Here is a 20488-nt window from a genome sequence, read left to right as displayed (position 1 = left end):
GAACCGGTACCGCCCGCCCGTTAGTCTTTGCGTAGGAAACAATCATGCCCGGTGCGTCGCCGCCGGGCCTTCTCCTCGATCGGAAGGGTCTGCACATGGGCAACGCCGGGGCGCCGAAGCTGGGCATCATCATCGCGAGCGTGCGTGAGACGCGCGTGGGCCACATGCTGGGCGAGTGGATCGCCGCGCAGGCGCGTGAGCACGGCGGGTTCGACGTGGACGTCATCGACCTCGCCGAGGTCGCGCTGCCGATGACGACATCCGAGCCGCACCATCCGCGCATCGGCCGGTACGTCAACGACGCGACCAAGGCGTGGAGCGAGCGGATCGCCGGCTGCCAGGCCTTCGTCATCGTCACCCCGGAATACAACTTCGGCATGCCCGCGCCGCTGAAGAATGCGCTGGACCTGGTGTCCACGGAGTGGAACTACAAGCCGGTGGCCTTCGCCTCGTACGGCGGCATCTCCGGCGGCCTGCGGTCGGTGGAGCACGCCAAGCTGGTGGTGCTGCCGCTGCGCATGGTGCCGGTGTTGGAGGGGATCGTGGCGCCCATGGTGTTCGACCAGTTCGTCGACGGCGCTTTCGAGCCCAACGAGATCCAACTGGGCGCGGCCAAGCAGATGTTCGACGAGTTGACGCGGGTCACCGCCGCCCTGCAGCCGCTGCAGAACTGATCCGCGGCGCGGAGTCGTCGTCGGCGCGCCGGCCGGCTCGCGTCGGGCCTCCGAGGATCAACCGCCGAGCGAGCCGGTCAGGCCGCCCAGTGAACCGGCGCCCAGTGAACCGGCGCCCAGTGAACCGGCGCCCAGTGAACCCCCGCCGGGCGCGGGCTCGCCCGATGGCACGAAGTCGAGATACGGGCCGGTCCCCGGTTGCGTCGGAACCGCCGCGCGGAACGCCCAGGCGCCCCCGGACCTGCGCAGTACGTCGAGCGCCCAGCCGGCGCGGTCGTTGACGTACATCGTGCCGCCGTTGACGGCGACGTCGGTGGTGTCGTGGTATCCGCCCGGACCGGACGGGTCGGCGGCGTCGATGTCGGTGCGGCCCTGCACGTCCACGGTGCCGTCGGCGGCCGTGGGCGCGAGCAGGTCGCCGGACACGGTGGACGCGGTGCCGGCCTGGGCCGTCCCTGCGGCCGCGACCAGGATCGCAGCGCCGCACGTGGCCACGGCGGCGGGCCGCAGAGTGCGTACACGGAATAAGCGGCTGCGGAAGGCCATGGGGAGCCTCCTGGATGGTGCAGATGCGTCCTTCGACGGTACGTCCGCAGGGCCCCTTCGGGGGTGTCCGTCGCGCCGCTGCTCGTCCGGCCCCTGACTGCCGTTGGGCGGGACGGTACGTTTCCTCCGCCCGTGCTGCGCAGGAAGCTGGACGTGTCGAACGATCGAGGAGGCGCCGGAGATGTCGTCGGAATGGGAATGGACCGCCCGCGGAGTGCTCGTCGACGTCGCGCCGGAGGCCGCCGCCGTGCTCGACCGGCTGGCCTGCGGCGTGGTGCCCGGCATGGCCGCGCTGACGGCGCTGGCCCGCGTGACGTGCGCCGGAGCGCTTGGGCTCGAGCCTCTCGCGTCGGTCTCGGCGCCCGCGGTGGAGCCGGCCGCCGTGGTGTTCGCCGAGCAATTCAGCCTCGACGTGTCGGCGGTGACCGCCGCGCAGCACGCGGATCTCGAGGCGGTGCTCGGCGGCCGGGCCGGCGAGTTCGCCCTCGCTGTGTATGCGGCCGACTGGGTGCCGCGCGTCCGCCGGACGCTGGCCGAGCTGTTCGGCGGGGCAGGGGAGTGGCCGGCGGATGTCGAAGAAGTGGACGGTCTCTGGCCCGCCGTCGGCGAGTATGTCGGCGCCGTGGCGCGCTTGCCGCTGCTGGAGCCGGTCCTCACCGAGCTGGTGCGCTTGCGCGGGGCCCGCCAGCACGAGTGCCGGATGTGCAAGTCGCTGCGTTCGACACCGGCGATGGCCGCGGGTGCCGACGAGGACCTGTTCGACGCGATCGACGACTATGAGGATGCCGGTTTCACTCCCCGGCAGCGGGCTGCGCTGGCGCTGACGGACGCGATGATCTGGCGTCCCGCGTATCTGCCGGGCGAACTTCCGGGGACCGTGCGCGAGCACTTCACCCCGGCCGAGGCCGTGGAGCTGGTGCTGGACATCTCGCGCAACGCCGTCAACAAGGTGGCGGTGTCGCAGGACCGCGACCAGGCACGGATTCCGGGCGGGCTGCAGAGTTACGAGGTGCACGCCGACGGGACCATCGAGTACGGCGAGCCGATACGGCTCGGCTGACATCGGCGACGCCGGGACCTCCGGCAGTGCGCCTGGGAGGCTCTGCATTGCGGAAGGAACCGTGCACTCCGGGCCACGCGGCAGGACGCGCGAAACCGCACGACAACGGCATGAACTCGGAGGGCTACGCGCAACGCGGCAGTGCACGGCGTTGGCGGTGTCCGACGCGAATCCTTCCGCAATCCAGAGCGTCGAGAAAGACATGCCTGGACCGGCTTCGAGGCCTCACCCGGTGTGCCGGTCCGCCCGGCGTGTCCTCGGTCGGTGCTCATTGCGGCTCGCGCACCGCCAGCTCCCGCACCCGTGCCTTGGCGATCTTGCCGCCCGCGGCCAGCGGCAGCGCGTCGGTGACGACGAGCTTTTCGGGCAGGTACTCGCGGGTGACGCCCCGCTCCTGCAGCCACGCGGTGAGTGCGCCCAGCGACAGCGCAGCCCCGGGCGCGAGTGCGACGACCACGCACAGCCGCTCCCCGAACACGGTGTCCGGCACGCCGACCGCCGCGACCATCGACACCGCCGGGTGCTCGCGCACCAGGTCCTCCGCCTCGGCGGCCGAAATGTTCTTGCCCCCGCGGATGATCACGTCCGCGACCCGGCCCACCACCCGGAGCCGGTTCTCCTCGTCCACTTCGACGACGTCGCCCAGCAGCAGCCAGCCGTCGTCGGTGAACAGCTCCGCATCGGCGGCCTCGTCGCGGAAGTACCCGGGAGACGCCAACGGTCCGCGCACCGCGGGCTGCCCGCGCCGGATTCCCGGACCGCGCACTTCGCGCCCGGCGTCGAAGAGGCGCAGGCGCATCTCGTCGAGCACATGCCCGCCGGTGCCCAGCCGCGTCTCGTCGCCGTCGAACACCGTCGTGGCGCTGACCCCGCCCGCCTCGTTGGACCCGTAGAACTGGAGAACCTTGGCGCCGGTGAGCGACTCGAAGCGCTCGGCCTCCGTACGGGGCACCGCTTCGCCGCCCGTGTACATCACGCGCAGTCCGTCGAGTCGGGCGAGTCCCTCCGGGTCGGCCTGCAGCATCATCCGGAACTGGGTGCTCACCGCGCCCAGGAGGGTCGCGCGGTACTCGGCGAGGAGTCGCACGGCGGCGGTGGCGTCGAAGCGGTCGAGCACCACCGCCGGCCGACCGAGCAGCGCCGGCAGGAAATGCGCGGTCCATAGGCCGAAACCGTAGGGCGAGGGCACGAACGACGCGACGACCTCGTCGGGCCCCAGATCCGCGCCCCGGCAGGCGATCGCCGCGAACGTCGTCCAGCGCCGCTGCGTGTGGGTGACGAGCTTCGGCAGTCCGGTCGTGCCGGAGGTGGCGTTGAGGTAGGACACGTCGTCGACGGAGAACGCCCTTTCCGGAACAGCGGGACGGCCCGGGGTCGCACCGTCGACGGTGACGCGTCCCGGCTCGACGACGAGGGTGTGCGCGATATTCGCCCCACGCGTGCGCAAAGCGTCGGCCAGTGCGTGCGCGGTCGCCCCGCGCATCTCGTGCGCGGTGACGAGGACGGTGGCGTCCGATGCGGAGGCGATGTGGGCGAGCTCGGCCGCGCCGGAGCGCGCGCCGGTGGCGGCCGCGAGCACTCCCGCCCGGTACAGGCCGACGATCGCGGCGTGGAACTCGGCGGTGTCCGGCAGGAAGACCAGCGCGGTGGCGGGCCCTGGCAGCGTCAATGCGGCGTCGCGGACCGCGTCGGCCAGCGCATCGTACTCGGCCCAGGTGGTGGTGCCCGCGGGGGAGAGGTAGGCCGTGTCGTCGGGCTGCACGGCCGCGCGGTGGTGCACGAGTTCGCTCGCCGACAGGTGCGTCCACGCCATCGGGTCGGAGGTGAACAGCGGCAGCGCGTGCAGCGCGCGCTCGGAATCCATCGGAGGCATGGCGCCTATGATCGTCGTCGGCCCTGGCGACCGCGCGCCGGGGCGGGGGCTGAGGGCGGCAGGCGGCGGACGGTCGGCGCGCAGGGGCCCACCTCGATAGGCTGAACGCCGCCGGATCTGTGACGATAGGCGTGACGGATCGGTACGGACACTGGAAACGGGGGAACGATGGGCGGATGGACGTCGCTGCTGGGGAAGCCCGCGGCCGCGGTGCGCCGCGCTCTCACGCCGGGGCCGGGCGGGCTGGAGGGGCGGGACCCCGAGTTCATCCGGGAGATGCTGCCGCGGTTCTGGCTGGCCGCACGCCTGTATTTCCGCGCCGAGGTGGACGGTTTCGACAACGTGCCGGACGAGCCGGTGCTGTTCGTGGGCAACCACAGCGGCGGCGCCGACATCCCGGACACGTTCGTGTTCCTGCTCGGATATCACACCTACTTCACCGTCGAGGGGCGGCCGCTGGTGGGGCTGGCGCACAAGATCGTCACCCGCATGCCGGTGGTCGGCGATTTCGCGCGCAAGTTCGGGATGGTGCAGGCGGATATGGACACCGCGGCGGAATTGCTCCGTGGCGGTGCGAACGTGCTCGTCTACCCGGGCGGTGACGTGGAGGCTCTGCGCCCGTGGCGCGACCGGAACCGGATCGTGTTCGACGGGCGCAAAGGATTCCTGCGTCTCGCCCACGCCAACGGGGTCAAGATCGTGCCGGTGGTCGCGACCGGCGGCCAGGAGACCTTCTACGTGTTCAACGACGGGCGCAAGACCGCGAAGCTGCTGCGGTTCGACAAGCTGCTGCGCGTCAAGTCGGTGCCGATCAGCCTGAGCGTGCCGTGGGGGCTGCTGCCCGCCGACCTGCCGCACATCCCGCTGCCGGCGAAGATCCGCATCCAGGTGCTCGAGCCCATCGACCTGCACGAGCGCTACGGGGATGATCCCGACTGGGACGAGGCCTACGAATACGTCACGTCGGTGATGCAGGTGGCGCTGTCACGGCTGGCCGCCAAGAGCGTCATCCCGGTGGTGAGCTGATGTCGTCCATGACCCGTTCGGTGACGGTGCACCGGCCGCTGCCGGCGACGGAAGCCGTGCTGGCATGCCCCGACGAGGTCATGGCGGTGATCGCGGACCTGGGGCGCACTGCACGCGTCGAGGACACGGGCGGCGACGCCGAGCACTGGGAGGTGTTCATCCTCCTGGGGACGATGTATGTCGGCGGCCGGGTGCGCATCGAGGAGGCGGGCGACGGGGTGCTGGCGTGGCATTCGGAGAGCGGTTTCCACCACCGCGCGCGGTTCGAGGCGGTGGCCGACGGCGATGACACCCTGATCCGGCTGCACGTCGACTTCCGCATCGACGGCGTGTTCACGGGGTGGCTTGCGGCCACGCTGGTGCAGGGATACATCGGGCGTTTCGCCGACGCGGTGCTCGAGAGCCTCCGGCACCGCATCGAGTACGGAGTCGCCGGCCGATAGCCGCCTGTCCGCCGATCGGGGGACACGCGGACTCCACCGGAGTTTCGTTCGGTAGCGGGACATACGCGGCGCGGTTCTCCCCGGATAGTGGAGTCATCGCCGGAACACACCGGCACACCGCATCACCGACTCGCACAGGAGCTACCGCCATGAGCATCACCACCCGCGCCACCGCCACCGTCCTCGCCTCCACCGTCCTCGTCGGCGGCGCCGCCACTGCGGCGCTGCTGGGCACCGGCGTGGCGCAGGCGATGCCCACCGAGCACGACGCCACCGCTGTCATCACGGTCAACAACAACACCGACTCGACGATGTTCTACGACGGCGGTTTCGCCCGGGACGGGCAGTGGGTGGACGCGCCGCTCACGCAGATCAATCCGCACAGCAGCGAGACGATCACCGTGGAGGGGGTCGGCGGCGGCAACGGGGTGTCGGCGACCATGAGCTACCACCTGTCCGGCACCTCGATGGCGCCGCGCGGCGACGTGACCCTGGTGGCCGACGACTACGCGGACAACACGGGCACGGCAGGCACCAGCTGGCAGCAGCCGCTTGACGTCACGTCGTTCGTGCAGGCCGGGTATCCGCACTCGAGCTTCGTGTTCACCATCGACTGATCGGGGTACGGGATCGGACGGCCGGCCGGGGCGAGCGGAATCGCCCCGGCCTGCACGAATATGCGCGACGCATCGGCCGCACGACCGCGGAGTTTCAACAAAGCGGCCACCGCGGGTATGGACGACTGGTCTACTGCGAGACGACGGATCAGGTGACGAAGGGAGGATGCAGTGGCACTGCGAGTAGTGGAGTGGTCGACGGGCACGGTGGGGCGGCATGCGATCGCCGGCATCGACGCACGTCCGGAACTGGAACTCGTCGGCGTGTGGGTCTCGAACCCGGACAAGGCCGGAAGGGACGCGGGCGAACTCGCCGGGCTGGGCAGAGACCTCGGCGTCCGCGCCACTACCGATAGAGACGCGTTGCTGGCGTTGCGGCCGGACTGCATCGTGCACACAGCGATGACCGACGACCGGATTTTCGAGGCCGTACAGGACCTCGTCTTCTTCCTCGACAACGGCATCAACGTCGTGTCCTCGGGCCCGGTGCTGCTGCAGTATCCGTGGGGCGTGTTGCCGGAGGACGAGGTGGAACGCATCCACGCCGCCGGGGTGCAGGGCGGCGCGAGCCTGTACGTCAACGGCATCGATCCGGGCTTCGCCAACGATGTGCTGCCACTGGTGTTGACGAGCCTGTCGCAGCGGATTGACCAGGTCCGATGCACGGAGATCGCCGACTACAGCACCTACGATCAGGCGATGACCATGACCGAGCTGTTCGGGTTCGGCCGTCCGCTGGACGAGACGCCTTTCCTGCTGCAACCCGGCGTGCTGGCGCTCGGGTGGGGCTCGGTGGTCCGCCAGATCGCGGCAGGACTGGGGCTCACGTTGGACGAGCCGCTGGTTGAACGTCACGAGCGCCTGCCCGCCGACCAGGACTTCGACACCGTGTGCTGCCACGTCGCCGAAGGCACGGCGGCCGCGCTGCGTTTCGAGGTCGTCGGCACCGTGGGCGGCGAGGAGAAGGTGGTTCTCGAGCACGTCACCCGCACGGCGCCCGCGCAGGCGCCGGGCTGGCCGAGGCCCGCACGCGGGGACGGGTGCTACCGGGTCGAGGTGACGGGGCAGCCGTCGATGACCGTCGACCTCCACCACCACGGCGAGCACGGCGACCACAACGACTCCGGCATGATCATGACCGCGATGCGTCTGGTCAACACCGTCGAGGCGGTCGTCGGGGCGAAGCCGGGGATCGTCACTGCCGTCGACCTTCCGCTGGTGACCGGGCGGGGACTCGCGTCGTGATCTCCGCTCATCGCGGGGACCGGGCAGCGTGCACGTCGAGGCCGTTCAGCCGGCGTCGAGAGTCTCGTCGAGCCAGTCGAGTGCGCGCTGGTTGTACAGCGAGCGGTTGATCATCTCGGTGTGCTCTCCAGCGCCCTCGGCGGTGGTGAATCGCAGGAGGGTTTTCGGACAGCTCAGCGCATCGAAAAAGACGCTTGTGCCTGCGGCGAGAGGGTCATTCTCGGCTGCGGTCAGCAGTGTGGGGCAACGGATGTCGCCCACTCGGTCCTTGAGCGTGAACCCGGCCAGAATACGGAGGAACCCGCGTAGGTCTGCCGCGCCGGTCGTCCAGTATCCGCGCTGAACGATCTGCCAGCGCATCTCTCTGTCCGACTCGATCGCGGTGGCGAGCCGGGTGAGCGTCGCGTCGTCGAGACTGTCGAAGGCGACGGTGTCCGCGTCCGGCACCCCGAGGACGGCCAGGAAGCGCCGCATCGAGTCGGCGATGTCCCACTGGCCGGGGTCCGCGATGCACGCGGCCAGCCGGTGTTCGCCGGAGGCGGCCCGGGGGGCGAGGTACCCGCCCAGGCTCCACCCGCTCAGCGCTATGCGGGTGCTGTCGACGATCGGAACCGTCGTTGCATAGTCGACCACGGCGGCGATCACGGCTTCCCAGTCGGGGCGCAGTGGGACTCCTCGGCGGTAGAGCATCGCGCCCTGGCCGGGTCCGTCGAACAGGAGCACGTGGTAGCCGCGTTCGAGCGCCGCCACGCCCGACGCGAAGTACATGTCGGTCATCGTCGCGTCGAACCCGTTGGTCAGGATCAGCAGCGGACGCACCTCGTCGGCGCGCCCGGCCGCGGGCACCAGGTATGCGGGCAGTTCGTCGCCCTCGAACGGGATGCCGGCGGGGCGCACGGGAGGATCCGACAGCTCCATCACCGTGCGGAACGCGCCCATCTGCTTATCGAACGCCGCGAGCAGGCGCGGGTCGACGGGACTGCCGAAGATCGGGTGGTAGGCCGCGGCGTACATGCAGCTCGCCCGCAGGAACTGGCCGCGGGCACTGTGCCGGTGCCCCGCGGACAGCAGCCGCCGCGCTGCGGCGGCCTTCGCATCCCCGGAAGAGACGAACGCGTCGTAGAACGCGGAGTCGTCGCCGTCGCCCACCGCGTTCGCGACGGCGACCACGTCACCCATGTCGGCTCCGCCGGCGGGGATGTACCCCACCGGCCACTGCCCGAACCGGTCGTGGAAGGCGCTGTCGAACAGCTGGTTGCGACGCCGTGCAGGATTGGTACTCATAGTCCGGTGTCCTCTCCTGTGACCGCACGGGCTGCGGCCGGCGGACGGGTGTCGAAGATGCGCGGAACTCGCATGGCATCAGTGTCATCGCCGCGAGGACGGCAGGCCATAGACTCAAGTCCCGTCGCGCGCCGGATACAGCGTCGACCGGACGGATGCGGGCCGCCGCCGACGTGTTTTCGGGCCCTACCCGGCGAGGTACCGCACCACTGCCAGCACGCGCCGGTGGTCGTTCGCGTCCACGGGGATGCCGAGCGCGTCGTAGATGTGCGAGGTGTGCTGCACCACGGCCTTCTCCGAGATCACCAAGTGCTCTGCGATCCAGGAGTTGCTGCGCCCCTCAGCGATCAGGGCGAGGACCTCGCGCTGCCGGGGCGTCAAGTGTGCGATGCGGCCGTCGACCATGCGGGCCCGGTGGACCATCACCTCGATCACCTCCGGGTCGATCGCCGTGCCCCCGTCCACGACTGCGCGCAGGGCGCCCAGGAACGAGTCCAGATCGGAGATGCGCTGCTTGAGCAGATAGCCCACGCGGGCGGGAGTGCCGGCGAGCAACTCGGTGGCGTAGCGGCGCTGCACGTACTGGGACAGGACCACGACAGCGGTGCCCGGGTGGCGGGCGCGGATGCGCAGCGCCGCGGCAAGTCCGTCGTCGGCGTTCCCGGGCGGCATGCGGATGTCCGTCACCACCAGCTCGGGGCGGTGCAATTCCACCGCGCCGAGCAGCGCGTCGGCGTCACCCACCGACGCTGCCACGTCGAAGCCGCCGTCCACGAGCACCGCCGTCACGCCCTGACGTAGCAGCAGGTCATCCTCGCCGATCACGACGCGCATGGCAGTTCCGCCCGCAGGTGCGTGCCGCACGAGGTGGCGCTGTCCACGCGGAGCTCCCCGCCGAGCGCGTGGACCCTGTCGGCGAGGCCGCGCAGCCCGCGGCCGCCGTGCATCGCGGCGCCGCCGATCCCGTCGTCGTGCACCTCGACGGTGAGCAGGTCGGCTTCGCGGCCGATCCGCACCGACATCCGTGCGGCCCGGGCATGCTTGAGGGCGTTGGCCAGCCCCTCCGCGATGAGGAAGTATGCGGTGCTCTCGACGCCTGGCGGCAGAGGTCCACCGGTCGGCTCGGCGTGCAGCACCGTCGGCAGCGGCATCCGGTCCACCAGGTCCTCGGCCGCCGCGCACAGCCCGCGTTCGATCAGGGCCGGCGGCATCAGCCGGTGTACGAACGTGCGCAGCTCGGCGGCCGTCTCGTCGATGCCGTGGCGCAGCGTCAGCACCCGGCATCGCACGGCCCCGTCGGGGGCGGCGGACGCGACACGCTGGGCTTCGAGAGCGAGGAGCACCAGGCTGACCTGCATGCCGTCGTGCAGATCGCGGGCGATGCGGCGGCGCTCGCGGTCCGCGGCCGTGACGATGCGCGCACGTGAGGCGATCAGCGCGCCGCGTTGTGCCAGGAGCCGGGCCAAAAGGCGTTCGCGCTCGATGGCCAGCGCCATCACCCGGCCGGCGGCCTGCACGGTCTCCGGGTCGGCGATCAGGTCGTCGTCGTACAGGATCGCCCCGATCCGCTCTCCGCCGATGGTCACCTCGACGCCGGCCCTGTCCTGCGGCAGCGGCAGGACGGCCGGGGCACCCGCGGAGTCGACCCAGGCCGATTGCTCGGGCATCCAGAACAGGACGTCTATCGAGGCGTCGCCGAGCACCTGGCCGAGGAGGAGGGGGATCCGGCCGTGCGCGCCCCCGGCGTCGCCGAGCCGCACGGCCAGCTCCTCCAATTCGCCCTCGCGCGCGAACCCGCCGCGCAGCATGGCGAGCACGAACGCCACCGGCACACCCGCGATGATCACGAACTGGACGACGGCGGCGGTGATCCCGCCGAGCGCGGGTTCGAGCACTGTCGGCCGCAGCGGCACCGACAGCAGCGCGAGCATCCCGTACGCGAACAGCGGGAGCAGGACGCGTCGGCGCCCGGCGCGGGCATGCACGATGCGGCGCGCGAGGATGAGCGCCGCCGCCACGACGACCAGGCCGCCCGCCGTCCGCTGCACCCACGCCCCCGCGTCGAGCAGTCCCGGCCGGTCGGCGACGAACAGCAGGGAAGCCGCGTCGGGGTCGAACAGGTACTGCGGCGCCTGCAGTATCAGGGCCACCCCGTAGCCCGCAGTGGCCACGATGCGCGCCGTGCGGCCGTGCACCTTGCCGGACGGGAAGGCGAGCAGCAGGTGCACGGTCACGGCCAGCACCACCGTGGCGGTGATGGCGCCGACGGCGATCAGGGCCGGCACCGACGTGTTGCCGAGGCTGCCCGCCAGCACGGCGGCACCGCCGAACGTGACGAGCATGCCCATGCTGTTGCCGGGGCGGCGATGCCAGGCCAGCAGTCCGGCGGCGGCGTAGACCCAGAATGTGAACACGAGAACCAGGTGCGCCCACCACAGGTCACCCGATCCGGGCAGCGAGAGGCCGAGCTGCAGGCAGCCCAGGGCGACCACGCTGCCGGCGGCCAGGAGGAGGGCCCGGTCCAGCGAGCGCAGTCGGGCGCCCCCCGGTCCGCTCATCTGCCGTGCTCTGTCATGCGACCAGCGTAGAACGCCTGGGATGCCTGGTCACGGCATTGCCCACTTCTTGTCGGGACCACCAACCGCCATGATCAGGTGCTTGTGTGATCATGGCGCACCGTCGTCACCCCTCACCACGCGAATCCTGCCGATGGAACCGCCGCGCTTGTTCGTGAACCACAGGTAGGCCGGGTCGGGGCCGGGTTTGATGTCGAACGGTCCTTCAACGCCCGGTGCGGTGAACCGCTCCCAGCTGCCCGCATCCGGGTGGAAGCGGACGAGCGTGTCACCGGCCGAGTCCGCCAGCCAGACCGTCCCGTCCGGTGCCGTCCACACTCCGTCCGGTGAGTGCAGCAGTGGGTCGGTATACCAGGTGACCGCCAGTATGCCGGGGGCCGCGCCGTACGCGGGCGGCGCGATCCGCAAAAGGCCAGGTTCGTTCTGGGTGGTCACCCACAGCCCGCCGGCAGGGCCCGGAGCCCACGCCCGCGGCGCGCCGTACCTCGGCCACGGACCGAACCGGGCGACGGTGGCGGCCGGGTGGTGGGACGACGGGTCGAGCCGGCCGACGGTGGCGGTCGCCGCGTTGACCCACCACACCAGGCCGCGGGCGTCGATGAACAGCGCGGACGGGTCGGCGATGAGTCCGGATCGCACGATCGCCACCGTGGTGGCAGGGTCGGCCGCGCGCGGGTCCAGCGACCCGATCGCGTCGGCCCCGCGCAGGCTGAACCAGAGCAGTCCGGTGGCGGCCGACTTGATCGCGACCGGGCCGCGCAGGTCCGGGTGGCGAACCGCGGTGATGGTGAACGCGGGATCGGCGGCGTGCGGGTCGATGCCGGCCAGGCTGTCCGAGCCCAGGCAGGTGATCCAGATGCGGCCGTACGCGTCGGGGAACAGGTTGGCCGGCAGCCGCATCCGGCCGTGTGGGTCGGCGAAGGTTTCGATCGGGGATGACGTCCCGATGGTGGAGGCCCCGATGGCGGCGGCTGCGTGGGCGGGAAAGCGGGTGTCGTCGGGCGGGCGCACACGTCCCACACGGTCGTTGGCGATGCTCGTGAACCACACGTCGTCACCCGCAGCGATGATCCCGCAGGGTGATTCGATCAGGTTCTCGGGATCGCGGTAGACGTCGATCGAGCCGATTTCCGGGGCCATGCGCTCTCCTTCCACCCGGGACTGCCATTCCACAGTCGTCCCCCGGGCACGGTGCGGCCATGGGCCTACGTCTCCAGTTCGCGAATACCCGGATCGGCGGCAGAAGCGCGACCTGGGTCTATTCCGAATACGTGCGCGAGCGCGCACGCTCGGTGGCATGAGCTGGACCCCGAAGCCTGCGACGAGATGGCCCGCGGCGAGAGTGCGACTATGCCGTCCGCGGTCCGTGATCCTTGCGGCACTCGCCCTGACGCTGCTGGTCGCGGCGGGTTGTTCCAGCGGCGGGGACGCTGCGGACGGTGCTGGAAAGGCGGATAGTGCCGTGCAGTCTGCCGGCGCCGCGTCAGGCGGTGATGCGGCGCCGGTGTCGGAGGAGTCGCCGGCCCGGACATCCGCCGGATACACCGCTCTGACCGTGCAGAACCTCGGTTCGCCCACGTTCCCGTTCATGGGCAGCGACGGGAAGGCGCACGTGGCTTACGCGCTGCAGCTCACCAACGCGGGGCCGGCGTCGGCCACCTTGCAGAAGGTCGACATCGTCGATGCGGCGGACACGAAGCGCGCGCTCGCGTCATTCTCGGGCACCGCTCTCGTCGATCCGTCGTGCGGCTACGGCGACTGCAACCGGCTACGCCTGCTTCCCTCCGCCCCGGCGAAGGACGCCGTCATCCCGACAGGCGAATCCCGGTCGCTGCTGGTCGACTTCACCGCGGACGACGTGGCGGACGTGCCGAAGCGGGTGCTGCACCGGATCACCGCCCTCGCCTCGGCGAACCCGGCTTCCGCGGCGCCGGCCCCAGTCAGCTACACGGTCGCCCCCAAGGACGTGTCGGCACGCACGGCGCGCGTGATCTCGCCGCCGGTACGGGGGAACGACTGGGTCGCGCAGAACGGCTGCTGCGGGGTCGGCTTCCCGCACGTGGATTCGCTGATGCCGTTCGACGGCGGGCTCAGGGGCAGCCAGCGGTTCGCCATCGATTGGATGCGGACCGACGATCATGGCCGCTTCTACGTCGGCGACAAGACCAGGAACGAGAGCTACCAGGACTACGGGCAGGAGGTGCACGCGGTGGCCGACGGCACCGTCACCTCGGTGCTCGACGACGTGCAGGCCAACGCGCCCGGCATTCTGCCCGCGACGGTACCGGAGCTGGCCGCGAAACTCACCGTCGAGAACGTGGACGGCAATCACGTCATCCAGGACCTCGGGGGCGGCACGTGGGCCATGTATGCGCATCTGCAGGAGGGGCCGCTGACGGTGAAGCCGGGCGACAAGGTGGCCAAGGGGCAGGTGATCGGCCTGCTCGGCAACACCGGCAATTCGAACGCCCCGCACCTGCACTTCCAGCTGATGGACGGGCCCAACCTGGACGGCAGCGACGGGGTGCCCTACGTGCTCGACGCGTTCGACTACGCCGGCTACGTCGAGCCCGCGGCGATTCTCGCGGCCGACGACTATCTCAGCGGCGCGTTCTTCGCCCACCACTTGGACGATCCGGCGCCGCGCACCGGCGAGTTGCCGCTGAACGGCGCGATCGTGAATTTCGGCAACTGACGGACCAGGCGGCCGGGGCGCCCCGGCCCGTACGGAGGAGGACCGCGATGCGGGTGGTGGTGCTGGGCGCGGGATTCGGCGGGCTGGAGCTGACGTCACGACTGTCCGAGGAGCTCGGCGACGACGCGGACGTCGTGTTGATCGACAAGGCCGACGGGTTCGTCATGGGCTTTTCCAAGCTCGACGTGATGTTCGGGCGGACCACCGCGGGGGCGGTGCGGCATTCCTACGCCGACATCGTCAAGCCCGGGGTCCGATTCGTCCAGTCCGTGATCCGTTCGATCGACCCCGGCCGCCGACACGTGGAGACCGACGACGGCGGTTTCGAGGCGGACGCGCTGGTGGTGGCGCTGGGTGCCGACCTCGACCCTGCGGCGACGCCGGGACTGATGGAGACCGGGTACGACTACTACACGCCGGCCGGCGCGTTCGCGGTGCGCGACGTGCTGGACTCGTTCCGCGGCGGCCGGGTCATCGTCGGGGTCACGTCGACGCCGTTCAAATGCCCGCCCGCGCCGAGCGAGACCGCGCTGATGCTGCACGACTTCCTCGTGGAGCGAGGCCTGCGCGAGGCCAGCGAGATCTCGCTGGTCATGCCACTCGGCAGCCCCATCCCGCCGTCGCCGGCCGCGTCGGAGGCGCTGCTGGCAGCGTTCGCCAAGCGAGGGATCACTTGGTGCCCCGACTCCATCGTGCAATGTCTCGACGTGGAGCGCAGGGTCGCGGTGTTCGCCGACGGCAACGAACTGCCCTTCGACCTGTTCCTCGGCGTGCCCGTGCACCGGGCCCCGGCGGTGGTGGCCGAGTCCGGGATGTGCGTGGACGGCTGGATTCCCGTCGACCCGCTGACACTCGAAACGACGTTCCCCGACGTCTACGCCGTCGGGGATGTGACGAGTGTCGGCACTCCCAAGGCGGGGGTGTTCTCCGAGCGGCAGGCCGGCGTCGTCGCCGATCGTTTGGTGGCGCGACACCGCGGAGTTGCGGCGCGTGCGACCTATGACGGCACGGGAGTGTGCTACACGGAGTTCGGTGCGGACCGAGTGGCCCGGGTCGAGGTGACGTTCCGCAGTGGCCACCCACCGGTGGGGAAGTTCGACGCGCCCTCCCAGGCGCTGCGAGCCGACAAAGCGGAGTTCGGTGCCCACCGCGCACGGCGGTGGTTCGGAACCGAGTGGGTGAACTACTGAACCCGAGTCGGCATGGGATTCCGGCTCTCGGACCAGGCAGGCGGAGTATGAGCGGCGACATCTCCGGCACATCGGCGCGGCCCGGACGCGCGGAGCGGGCGGGATCTTTCGGCAAGGGGCGGGTCGAGGCGTTCTCCGACGGTGTCATGGCGGTCGCCATCACGCTGCTGGTGCTGGATCTGCGCGTGCCGGAACCCGGTGGCGCGGGTGGATTGGGGCACCGGCTGGCCGCACTGTGGCCGAACTACCTGGCCTACGTCATCTCCTTCGTGGCGATCGGCATCCTGTGGATCAACCATCACACGATGCTGCGGCGGCTGCGGGACGTGGATCATTCGGTGCTGGTGCTGAACCTGCTGCTCCTGCTGTGCATCGTGGTGCTGCCGTTCACGACCGCGCTGCTGTCGAGCTACCTCGTCGAGGAGGACGGCGGGCGCCTGGCGGCAGTCGTCTACGCCGGATCGTTCCTCGTGACGTCGGCGGTGTTCCTGGCACTGCAATTCCAGATTCTGGCGCAGCGCCGCCGCCTGTTGCGCGAGCCGCTGACGGGTGCCGAGCGGCGCACCATCTTGCGGCGTGCCGCGGCCGCGCCGCCCGCATATCTGGTGGCCGGGGGGCTGGGCCTGGTGACGCCGTATCTGACGTTGGCGGTGTGCGTCGCGATGGGACTGTTCTACCTCGCGGCGCCGCCTCGGTGAAGCGTGCGGCGGGGTCATTCGGGCTGGTGGAACCTGGCGAATGCGCCCCGGCGCGGTGGCCGGTCAATAGACTCGCCGGCATGCCGGATCACGGTCACTCGCTGGAGTTCGGGGTGTTTCCCACCCCGGACGCGGACAGGCTCGACGACGTCCTCGCGCTCGTCGCGCTGGCCGAGGCGCTGGGCCTGGACGTGGCGTCGATCCAGGATCATCCGTATCAGCGACGGCACCTGGACACGTGGACCCTCCTGTCGGTGCTCGGCGCCCGCACCAGCACCATCAAGCTGGCGACGAACGTGGCGAGCCTGCCGCTGCGGCCGCCGGTGATGCTGGCCAAGGCGGCCGCCACGTTGGACCGGGTCACGTCCGGCCGTGTCGAGCTGGGCATGGGGTCGGGCGCGTTCCGGGACGCGATCGAGGCGGCCGGCGGGCAGCGGCGCACACCGGGGCAGGCCGTGGACGCGCTGATCGAGGCGATCGGCGTCATGCGGGACTTCTGGGCGGGCGGCACTGTCTTCCGCGACGGCGAGTACTACCCGGTGCGGGGGCTCAAGGCCGGGCCCGCACCCGCGCATGACATTCCGATCTGGGTCGGCGCCTACGGCCCGCGGATGCTGCGCGTGACCGGGGCGCTGGCCGACGCATGGGTGCCGAGCATGGGATACGCCGACCCGTCGCGGCTGGGGCCCTTGTCCGCGACGCTCGATGCGGCGGCGACCGACGCGGGGCGCCGGCCGGGGCAGGTGCGGCGGATCTACAACATCGGAGGGAGCTTCGGCGATGGCGGCGGACTGCTGCAGGGGCGCCCGGTGCAGTGGGTCGAGCAGCTGGCGGATCTGGCGCTGCAGTACGGGATCGGCACGTTCATCCTGGCCGTGGACGACCCGGACACGGTGCGCGCCTTTGCATACGATGTGGCGCCGGCGGTGCGGGAGGCGGTGGCGGAAGAGCGCGGCTAGCCAGCCGTGGATCTGAGGGGCATCTCCCGCGCCGCGCGCTGTTCCCGCACCGCGCGCCCAAAATCCGCCTGCGCGCGTATTGTCGACCGGCGCGCGCATTGTCCCGGCGTGTCGCGGCAATGCGCGCGCGGCGCGAGATTGCCCGCGCGGCGCGGGCACGTGAACTGGATGGGAAGCGAGCGAGCGAACCGTGCCGGTCGACATCGGCCCTGCGGTTAGCATGGGCGAAATGGATTCGTCGACACCGATGCACCGCACGCCCGTCACGGCCGACCTGCTGCACGGCGCACTGGACGTCGAGCGGGGTGAGCGCGGCGTGGTCGCGTGCCGGCTGCCGGCGTGGGCGCGCCGGCGCGCAGACCCGCAGCTGCTCTCCGCCCAGGCGCAGCCGGCCGGGGTGCGCCTGGCGTTCCGCACCACGGCGACCAGGATCGAGCTCACCGCCCACCGCACCCACATGGCCTTCCGGGGCGTGGCGCCGCGACCCCCCGGGCGGTTCGACCTGCTGGTCGGCGGAGAGCTGATGGCGCAGGTGGAGGCAGAGGGCGGCACCGCGGTGCTCATCGACGCCGCCACCGGGGCGGTGGAGTCGGAGCCAGGGCCCACGCAGACCGTCCGCGTCGACGGGCTGCCCGCGGGAGAGCACGACGTCGAGATCTGGCTGCCGCACTACGAGCGGGTCGAGCTCGGCGAGCTGCGCACCGACGAGCCGGTGGCGCCCCTGGCCGGTCCGCGGGGCCGCCGGTGGCTGCACTACGGCAGCTCGATCAGCCAGGGCTCGAACGCGGCGAACCCCACCGGCACCTGGATCGCGCGCGTGGCGCTCGAGGCGGGGCTGGACGTGACCAACCTCGGTTTCAGCGGCAGCGCGATGCTGGACCCGTTCGTGGCGCGCGTGATGCGGGACCGGCCGGCCGATCTGATCAGCCTCGAGGTGGGCATCAACCTCGTCAACGCCGATGTGATGCGGATGCGCGCGTTCACCCCGCTGCTGCACGGGTTCCTCGACACCATCCGCGAGGGGCACCCGGACACGCCGCTGCTGCTCGTCTCGTCACCGCACTGCGCCATGCACGAGGACACCCCCGGGCCCGCGGCGATGGACTTCGGCGACGGGGGCATGCGGTATCGGGCCACGGGCGATCCGGCCGAGGCGCGCGCCGGCAAGCTCACATTGCGCACCATCCGCGAGGAGACCCGATGGATCGTCGAGCAGCGGGCGAAGACCGATCCGCACCTGCACTATCTTGACGGGTTGACGCTGTTCGGCGCGGCGGACGAAGCGCGGCACCCGCTGGCCGACAACCTGCACCCGGGTCCCGAGGCGCACGCGCTGATGGCCGAGCGGTTCTCCGCGCATGTCTTCGGTGCCGACGGGCCATTCACAGCGCCATCGGAGTGACCTCGGGGTGCCCGTCACTCCGCTAACGTGACGTCATGACCGATTCCCAGACGCCCGTCCATCACGTCCACGCCTTCGCCGACGACGCACTCGGCGAGCTCGACGCCACCGGCGTCGCAGAGGCGATCCGCAGCGGGCGGGTGTCGCAGTCCGAGGCGGTGGAGGCGGCGATCCGCCGGGCGGAGTCCGTCGACCCGGCACTGGGTGCGATCGCCTGCGCCGACTTCGACCGTGCCCGGCGAGCCGCGTCATCGCCTGCGGGCGGGTTCTTTTCGGGCGTGCCGACGTTCATCAAGGACAACGTGGACGTGGTGGGCCTGCCCACGCAGGAGGGTTCGTCGGCGTTCCGCGCGCAGCCGGCACCGGCGGACGGGGAGTTCGCCGCGTCGTTCCGCCGGCTCGGGCCGGTGTGCCTGGGCAAGACGCAGCTGTCCGAGTTCGGCATCTCCGCCAGCGCCGAATCGCCGGGCAGGATCGTGCGCAATCCCTGGTGCACCGACTATTCCTCGGGTGCATCGTCGGCCGGGTCGGCGGCGCTGGTGGCGGCGGGCGTGGTGCCCTTCGCGCACGGCAACGATGGAGGCGGTTCGATCCGCATCCCGGCCGCCGCGTGCGGGCTCGTCGGGCTCAAGCCGAGCCGCGGGCGCGTACCGCAGGACGGGCTGTTCGGCCGCATGCCGGTCCGCGTGGTCGCCGACGGGGTGCTCACCCGCACGGTGCGCGACACCGCCGCCTACCTGCGGGAGGTCGAGCGCCTGCACCCCGTGCACAATTTGCCGCCGGTGGGGGATGTGCGCCGCGCGGGCGACCGGTCACTGCGTGTCGCGATGGTGATCGAGTCGCCGTTCACCCCCACCGGTGACGAGACGGCCGCCGCGGTGCGCGGGGCGGCCCGGCTGCTCGAGTCGATGGGGCACCGCGTCGAGGAGATTCCGGCGCCGGTGCCGGAGACGTTCCTCGAAGACTTCAAAACCTACTACGGGCTGCTGTTCCTCTACATGAACGCCACCGGCAAGAGCACCTTCGACCCGTCGTTCGACTGGCACCGCACCGAGTCGCTCACCCGCGGGTTCGCCGGCTACACGCTTCATCGCCTGCACCGGCTGCCGGCCGCGATCGCCCGGCTGCGCGCCTCCACCCGCCGCTCGCGGGAGCTGTATGCGGACTACGACCTGGTGCTCACGCCGACGGTGAGCCATCTGACCCCGCGGATCGGGCACATCGACCCCACGCTGCCGTTCGAGATCGCGATGGAGCGGCTGCTGGCCTGGGTGGGGTTCACGCCGCTGCAGAACGCCACCGGCGACCCGGCCGTCTCGCTGCCGTTCGGGATCAGCTCGCAGGGCACGCCCATCGGGATCCAGCTCGCGGGCCCGCTGGGGTCGGAGGCGCGTGTTCTCGAGATGGCCTACGCGGTGGAGGAGGCGCGGCCGTTCGCGCGGATCCAGGACCGGCTGGGGGAGTAGGGGTTCGAGAGCACGGCCACTCGGTGGCCTGGGCGCCCCCGCCCCGAGCGACGCACCCGTTCGCCTGGTGCGAGGTCGCCGAGATGCTGATCGTGCAGCAGGCCGATGGCATCCCATTCCAGGTGCGACAGGTAGGCGGTGTGCGCGGTGTGCTGAGGCACCGCGATTGTCAAAGTACACCGGGTCGGCGTCGCCCACCGAGGCGTCGTAGTTCAGCACCCACCGGCCCTCCCCTGGGTCGCTGGCGTGTGCCCGGGGCACCTGCGGTTCCAGCATGCGGTGGCGTGGCCGCGGGCGGCTGCACTTTGACGACGGTGGCGCCGGCCTCCGCACGGAACACCGCCGCCTACGGCCCGCGACGTATTGGGGCAGGCCGACGAGGACGAGCTCGGCGAGTGCGCCCGTCATGACCGCGTGCCGTGCATGCGGGCGGGCGTCCGCGGTGGATGCACTGGGGCCGGAACGAACGGACGTGCGGAGGGGGCGGAATGAACGTTCGGGGCGGGCCGGTACCGCGCAGCTGCCTCCCGGTGCGCGTGCCCAGGCAGGAGAGCGCCAAGCGCACCGTGGCGTCGATCCTGGACGCGACGGCGGATCTTCTCGTCGAGGGCGGGGTGGACGCCGTCAACATCAACGCTGTGGCGGAGGCGGCCGGGACGCCGGAACCCGTCAGCTTCAGCGTCGGGTCATGCGAGGCGTTACGGCAGCTCAGCGGGTTCAAAGGAGCCTAATTG

19 protein-coding genes are annotated in these 20488 nt (G+C 71.1%); 13 read left to right on the top strand and 6 right to left on the bottom strand.

Annotation, left to right across the window (positions count from 1 at the left end; translation table 11 throughout):
• Nucleotides 1–44: 44 nt before the first annotated feature.
• Nucleotides 45–674: an NADPH-dependent FMN reductase gene (locus JJ683_RS03065; protein ID WP_242474356.1), complete on the top strand. Its 630-nt coding sequence runs from the start codon at nucleotides 45–47 to the stop codon at nucleotides 672–674.
• Nucleotides 675–731: 57 nt separating this feature from the next.
• On the opposite strand, the gene JJ683_RS03060 is transcribed toward JJ683_RS03065, so the two are convergent.
• Complete coding sequence (locus tag JJ683_RS03060; protein WP_200171198.1) at nucleotides 732–1220, bottom strand: hypothetical protein; 489 nt, start codon at nucleotides 1218–1220, stop codon at nucleotides 732–734.
• Nucleotides 1221–1401: 181 nt separating this feature from the next.
• Here JJ683_RS03060 and JJ683_RS03055 point away from each other — a divergent pair, with 181 nt between their 5' ends.
• Nucleotides 1402–2280 carry a carboxymuconolactone decarboxylase family protein gene (locus JJ683_RS03055; RefSeq protein ID WP_200171197.1) on the top strand — a complete coding sequence of 293 codons (879 nt, stop codon included), beginning with the start codon at nucleotides 1402–1404 and terminating at the stop codon, nucleotides 2278–2280.
• Nucleotides 2281–2548: 268 nt separating this feature from the next.
• Here JJ683_RS03055 and JJ683_RS03050 read toward each other — a convergent pair whose 3' ends face one another.
• Nucleotides 2549–4153, bottom strand: coding sequence for a class I adenylate-forming enzyme family protein (locus JJ683_RS03050; RefSeq protein ID WP_242474355.1), 1605 nt, complete (start codon nucleotides 4151–4153; stop codon nucleotides 2549–2551).
• A 168-nt stretch (nucleotides 4154–4321) separates the two neighbouring features.
• On the opposite strand from JJ683_RS03050, the gene JJ683_RS03045 reads away from it, so the two are divergent.
• From JJ683_RS03045 to JJ683_RS03030, 4 genes are all read left to right on the top strand, one after another.
• Nucleotides 4322–5179 carry a lysophospholipid acyltransferase family protein gene (locus JJ683_RS03045; protein ID WP_200171196.1) on the top strand — a complete coding sequence of 286 codons (858 nt, stop codon included), beginning with the start codon at nucleotides 4322–4324 and terminating at the stop codon, nucleotides 5177–5179.
• A complete protein-coding gene (locus JJ683_RS03040) occupies nucleotides 5179–5622 on the top strand; it encodes an SRPBCC family protein (RefSeq protein WP_200171195.1) in 444 nt (147 codons plus the stop codon). Before JJ683_RS03045 ends, JJ683_RS03040 begins: the two co-directional genes overlap by 1 nt.
• A gap of 149 nt (nucleotides 5623–5771) precedes the next feature.
• Nucleotides 5772–6239 carry a hypothetical protein gene (locus JJ683_RS03035; RefSeq protein ID WP_200171194.1) on the top strand — a complete coding sequence of 156 codons (468 nt, stop codon included), beginning with the start codon at nucleotides 5772–5774 and terminating at the stop codon, nucleotides 6237–6239.
• A 171-nt stretch (nucleotides 6240–6410) separates the two neighbouring features.
• Nucleotides 6411–7484 (top strand): NAD(P)H-dependent amine dehydrogenase family protein, encoded by a 1074-nt coding sequence (locus JJ683_RS03030; RefSeq protein ID WP_200171193.1) that lies wholly within the window; start codon nucleotides 6411–6413, stop codon nucleotides 7482–7484.
• A gap of 45 nt (nucleotides 7485–7529) precedes the next feature.
• Here JJ683_RS03030 and JJ683_RS03025 read toward each other — a convergent pair whose 3' ends face one another.
• The 4 genes from JJ683_RS03025 to JJ683_RS03010 all read right to left on the bottom strand — a co-directional run bounded on the left by JJ683_RS03025 (nucleotide 7530) and on the right by JJ683_RS03010 (nucleotide 12484).
• Nucleotides 7530–8768 (bottom strand): alpha/beta hydrolase family protein, encoded by a 1239-nt coding sequence (locus JJ683_RS03025; protein ID WP_200171192.1) that lies wholly within the window; start codon nucleotides 8766–8768, stop codon nucleotides 7530–7532.
• A gap of 186 nt (nucleotides 8769–8954) precedes the next feature.
• Nucleotides 8955–9602 carry a response regulator gene (locus JJ683_RS03020; protein WP_200171191.1) on the bottom strand — a complete coding sequence of 216 codons (648 nt, stop codon included), beginning with the start codon at nucleotides 9600–9602 and terminating at the stop codon, nucleotides 8955–8957.
• The gene (locus tag JJ683_RS03015) at nucleotides 9590–11326 is read right to left on the bottom strand and encodes a histidine kinase (protein ID WP_200171190.1); all 1737 of its coding nucleotides are present in this window, start codon (nucleotides 11324–11326) and stop codon (nucleotides 9590–9592) included. Before JJ683_RS03015 ends, JJ683_RS03020 begins: the two co-directional genes overlap by 13 nt.
• A 108-nt stretch (nucleotides 11327–11434) precedes the next feature.
• On the bottom strand, nucleotides 11435–12484 hold the full coding sequence (locus JJ683_RS03010) for a Vgb family protein (protein WP_200171189.1): 1050 nt from the start codon (nucleotides 12482–12484) through the stop codon (nucleotides 11435–11437).
• A 226-nt stretch (nucleotides 12485–12710) separates the two neighbouring features.
• On the opposite strand from JJ683_RS03010, the gene JJ683_RS19375 reads away from it, so the two are divergent.
• The 7 genes from JJ683_RS19375 (at nucleotide 12711) to JJ683_RS02975 (ending at nucleotide 20485) form a co-directional block, all read left to right on the top strand.
• On the top strand, nucleotides 12711–14039 hold the full coding sequence (locus JJ683_RS19375) for a M23 family metallopeptidase (RefSeq protein ID WP_307810651.1): 1329 nt from the start codon (nucleotides 12711–12713) through the stop codon (nucleotides 14037–14039).
• A 47-nt stretch (nucleotides 14040–14086) separates the two neighbouring features.
• A complete protein-coding gene (locus tag JJ683_RS03000; RefSeq protein WP_200171188.1) occupies nucleotides 14087–15229 on the top strand; it encodes an NAD(P)/FAD-dependent oxidoreductase in 1143 nt (380 codons plus the stop codon).
• A 47-nt stretch (nucleotides 15230–15276) separates the two neighbouring features.
• Entirely contained in the window at nucleotides 15277–15927 is a 651-nt protein-coding gene (locus JJ683_RS02995; RefSeq protein ID WP_200171187.1) for a TMEM175 family protein, read from the top strand.
• Between the two features lie 80 nt (nucleotides 15928–16007).
• Nucleotides 16008–16886 (top strand): LLM class flavin-dependent oxidoreductase, encoded by an 879-nt coding sequence (locus tag JJ683_RS02990; RefSeq protein ID WP_200171186.1) that lies wholly within the window; start codon nucleotides 16008–16010, stop codon nucleotides 16884–16886.
• 229 nt (nucleotides 16887–17115) lie between these two features.
• Nucleotides 17116–18288 (top strand): SGNH/GDSL hydrolase family protein, encoded by a 1173-nt coding sequence (locus JJ683_RS02985; protein WP_242474354.1) that lies wholly within the window; start codon nucleotides 17116–17118, stop codon nucleotides 18286–18288.
• 35 nt (nucleotides 18289–18323) lie between these two features.
• On the top strand, nucleotides 18324–19754 hold the full coding sequence (locus JJ683_RS02980; RefSeq protein ID WP_200171185.1) for an amidase: 1431 nt from the start codon (nucleotides 18324–18326) through the stop codon (nucleotides 19752–19754).
• Nucleotides 19755–20242: 488 nt separating this feature from the next.
• Entirely contained in the window at nucleotides 20243–20485 is a 243-nt protein-coding gene (locus JJ683_RS02975) for a TetR family transcriptional regulator (RefSeq protein ID WP_200171184.1), read from the top strand.
• Nucleotides 20486–20488 lie beyond the last annotated feature (3 nt).

The sequence above is a fragment of the Tomitella cavernea genome (assembly GCF_016599145.1).
GTDB lineage: Bacteria > Actinomycetota > Actinomycetes > Mycobacteriales > Mycobacteriaceae > Tomitella > Tomitella cavernae.
The sequence above is the reverse complement of the archived record's forward strand: the minus strand, read 5'-3'. Positions and strand labels throughout refer to the sequence as shown.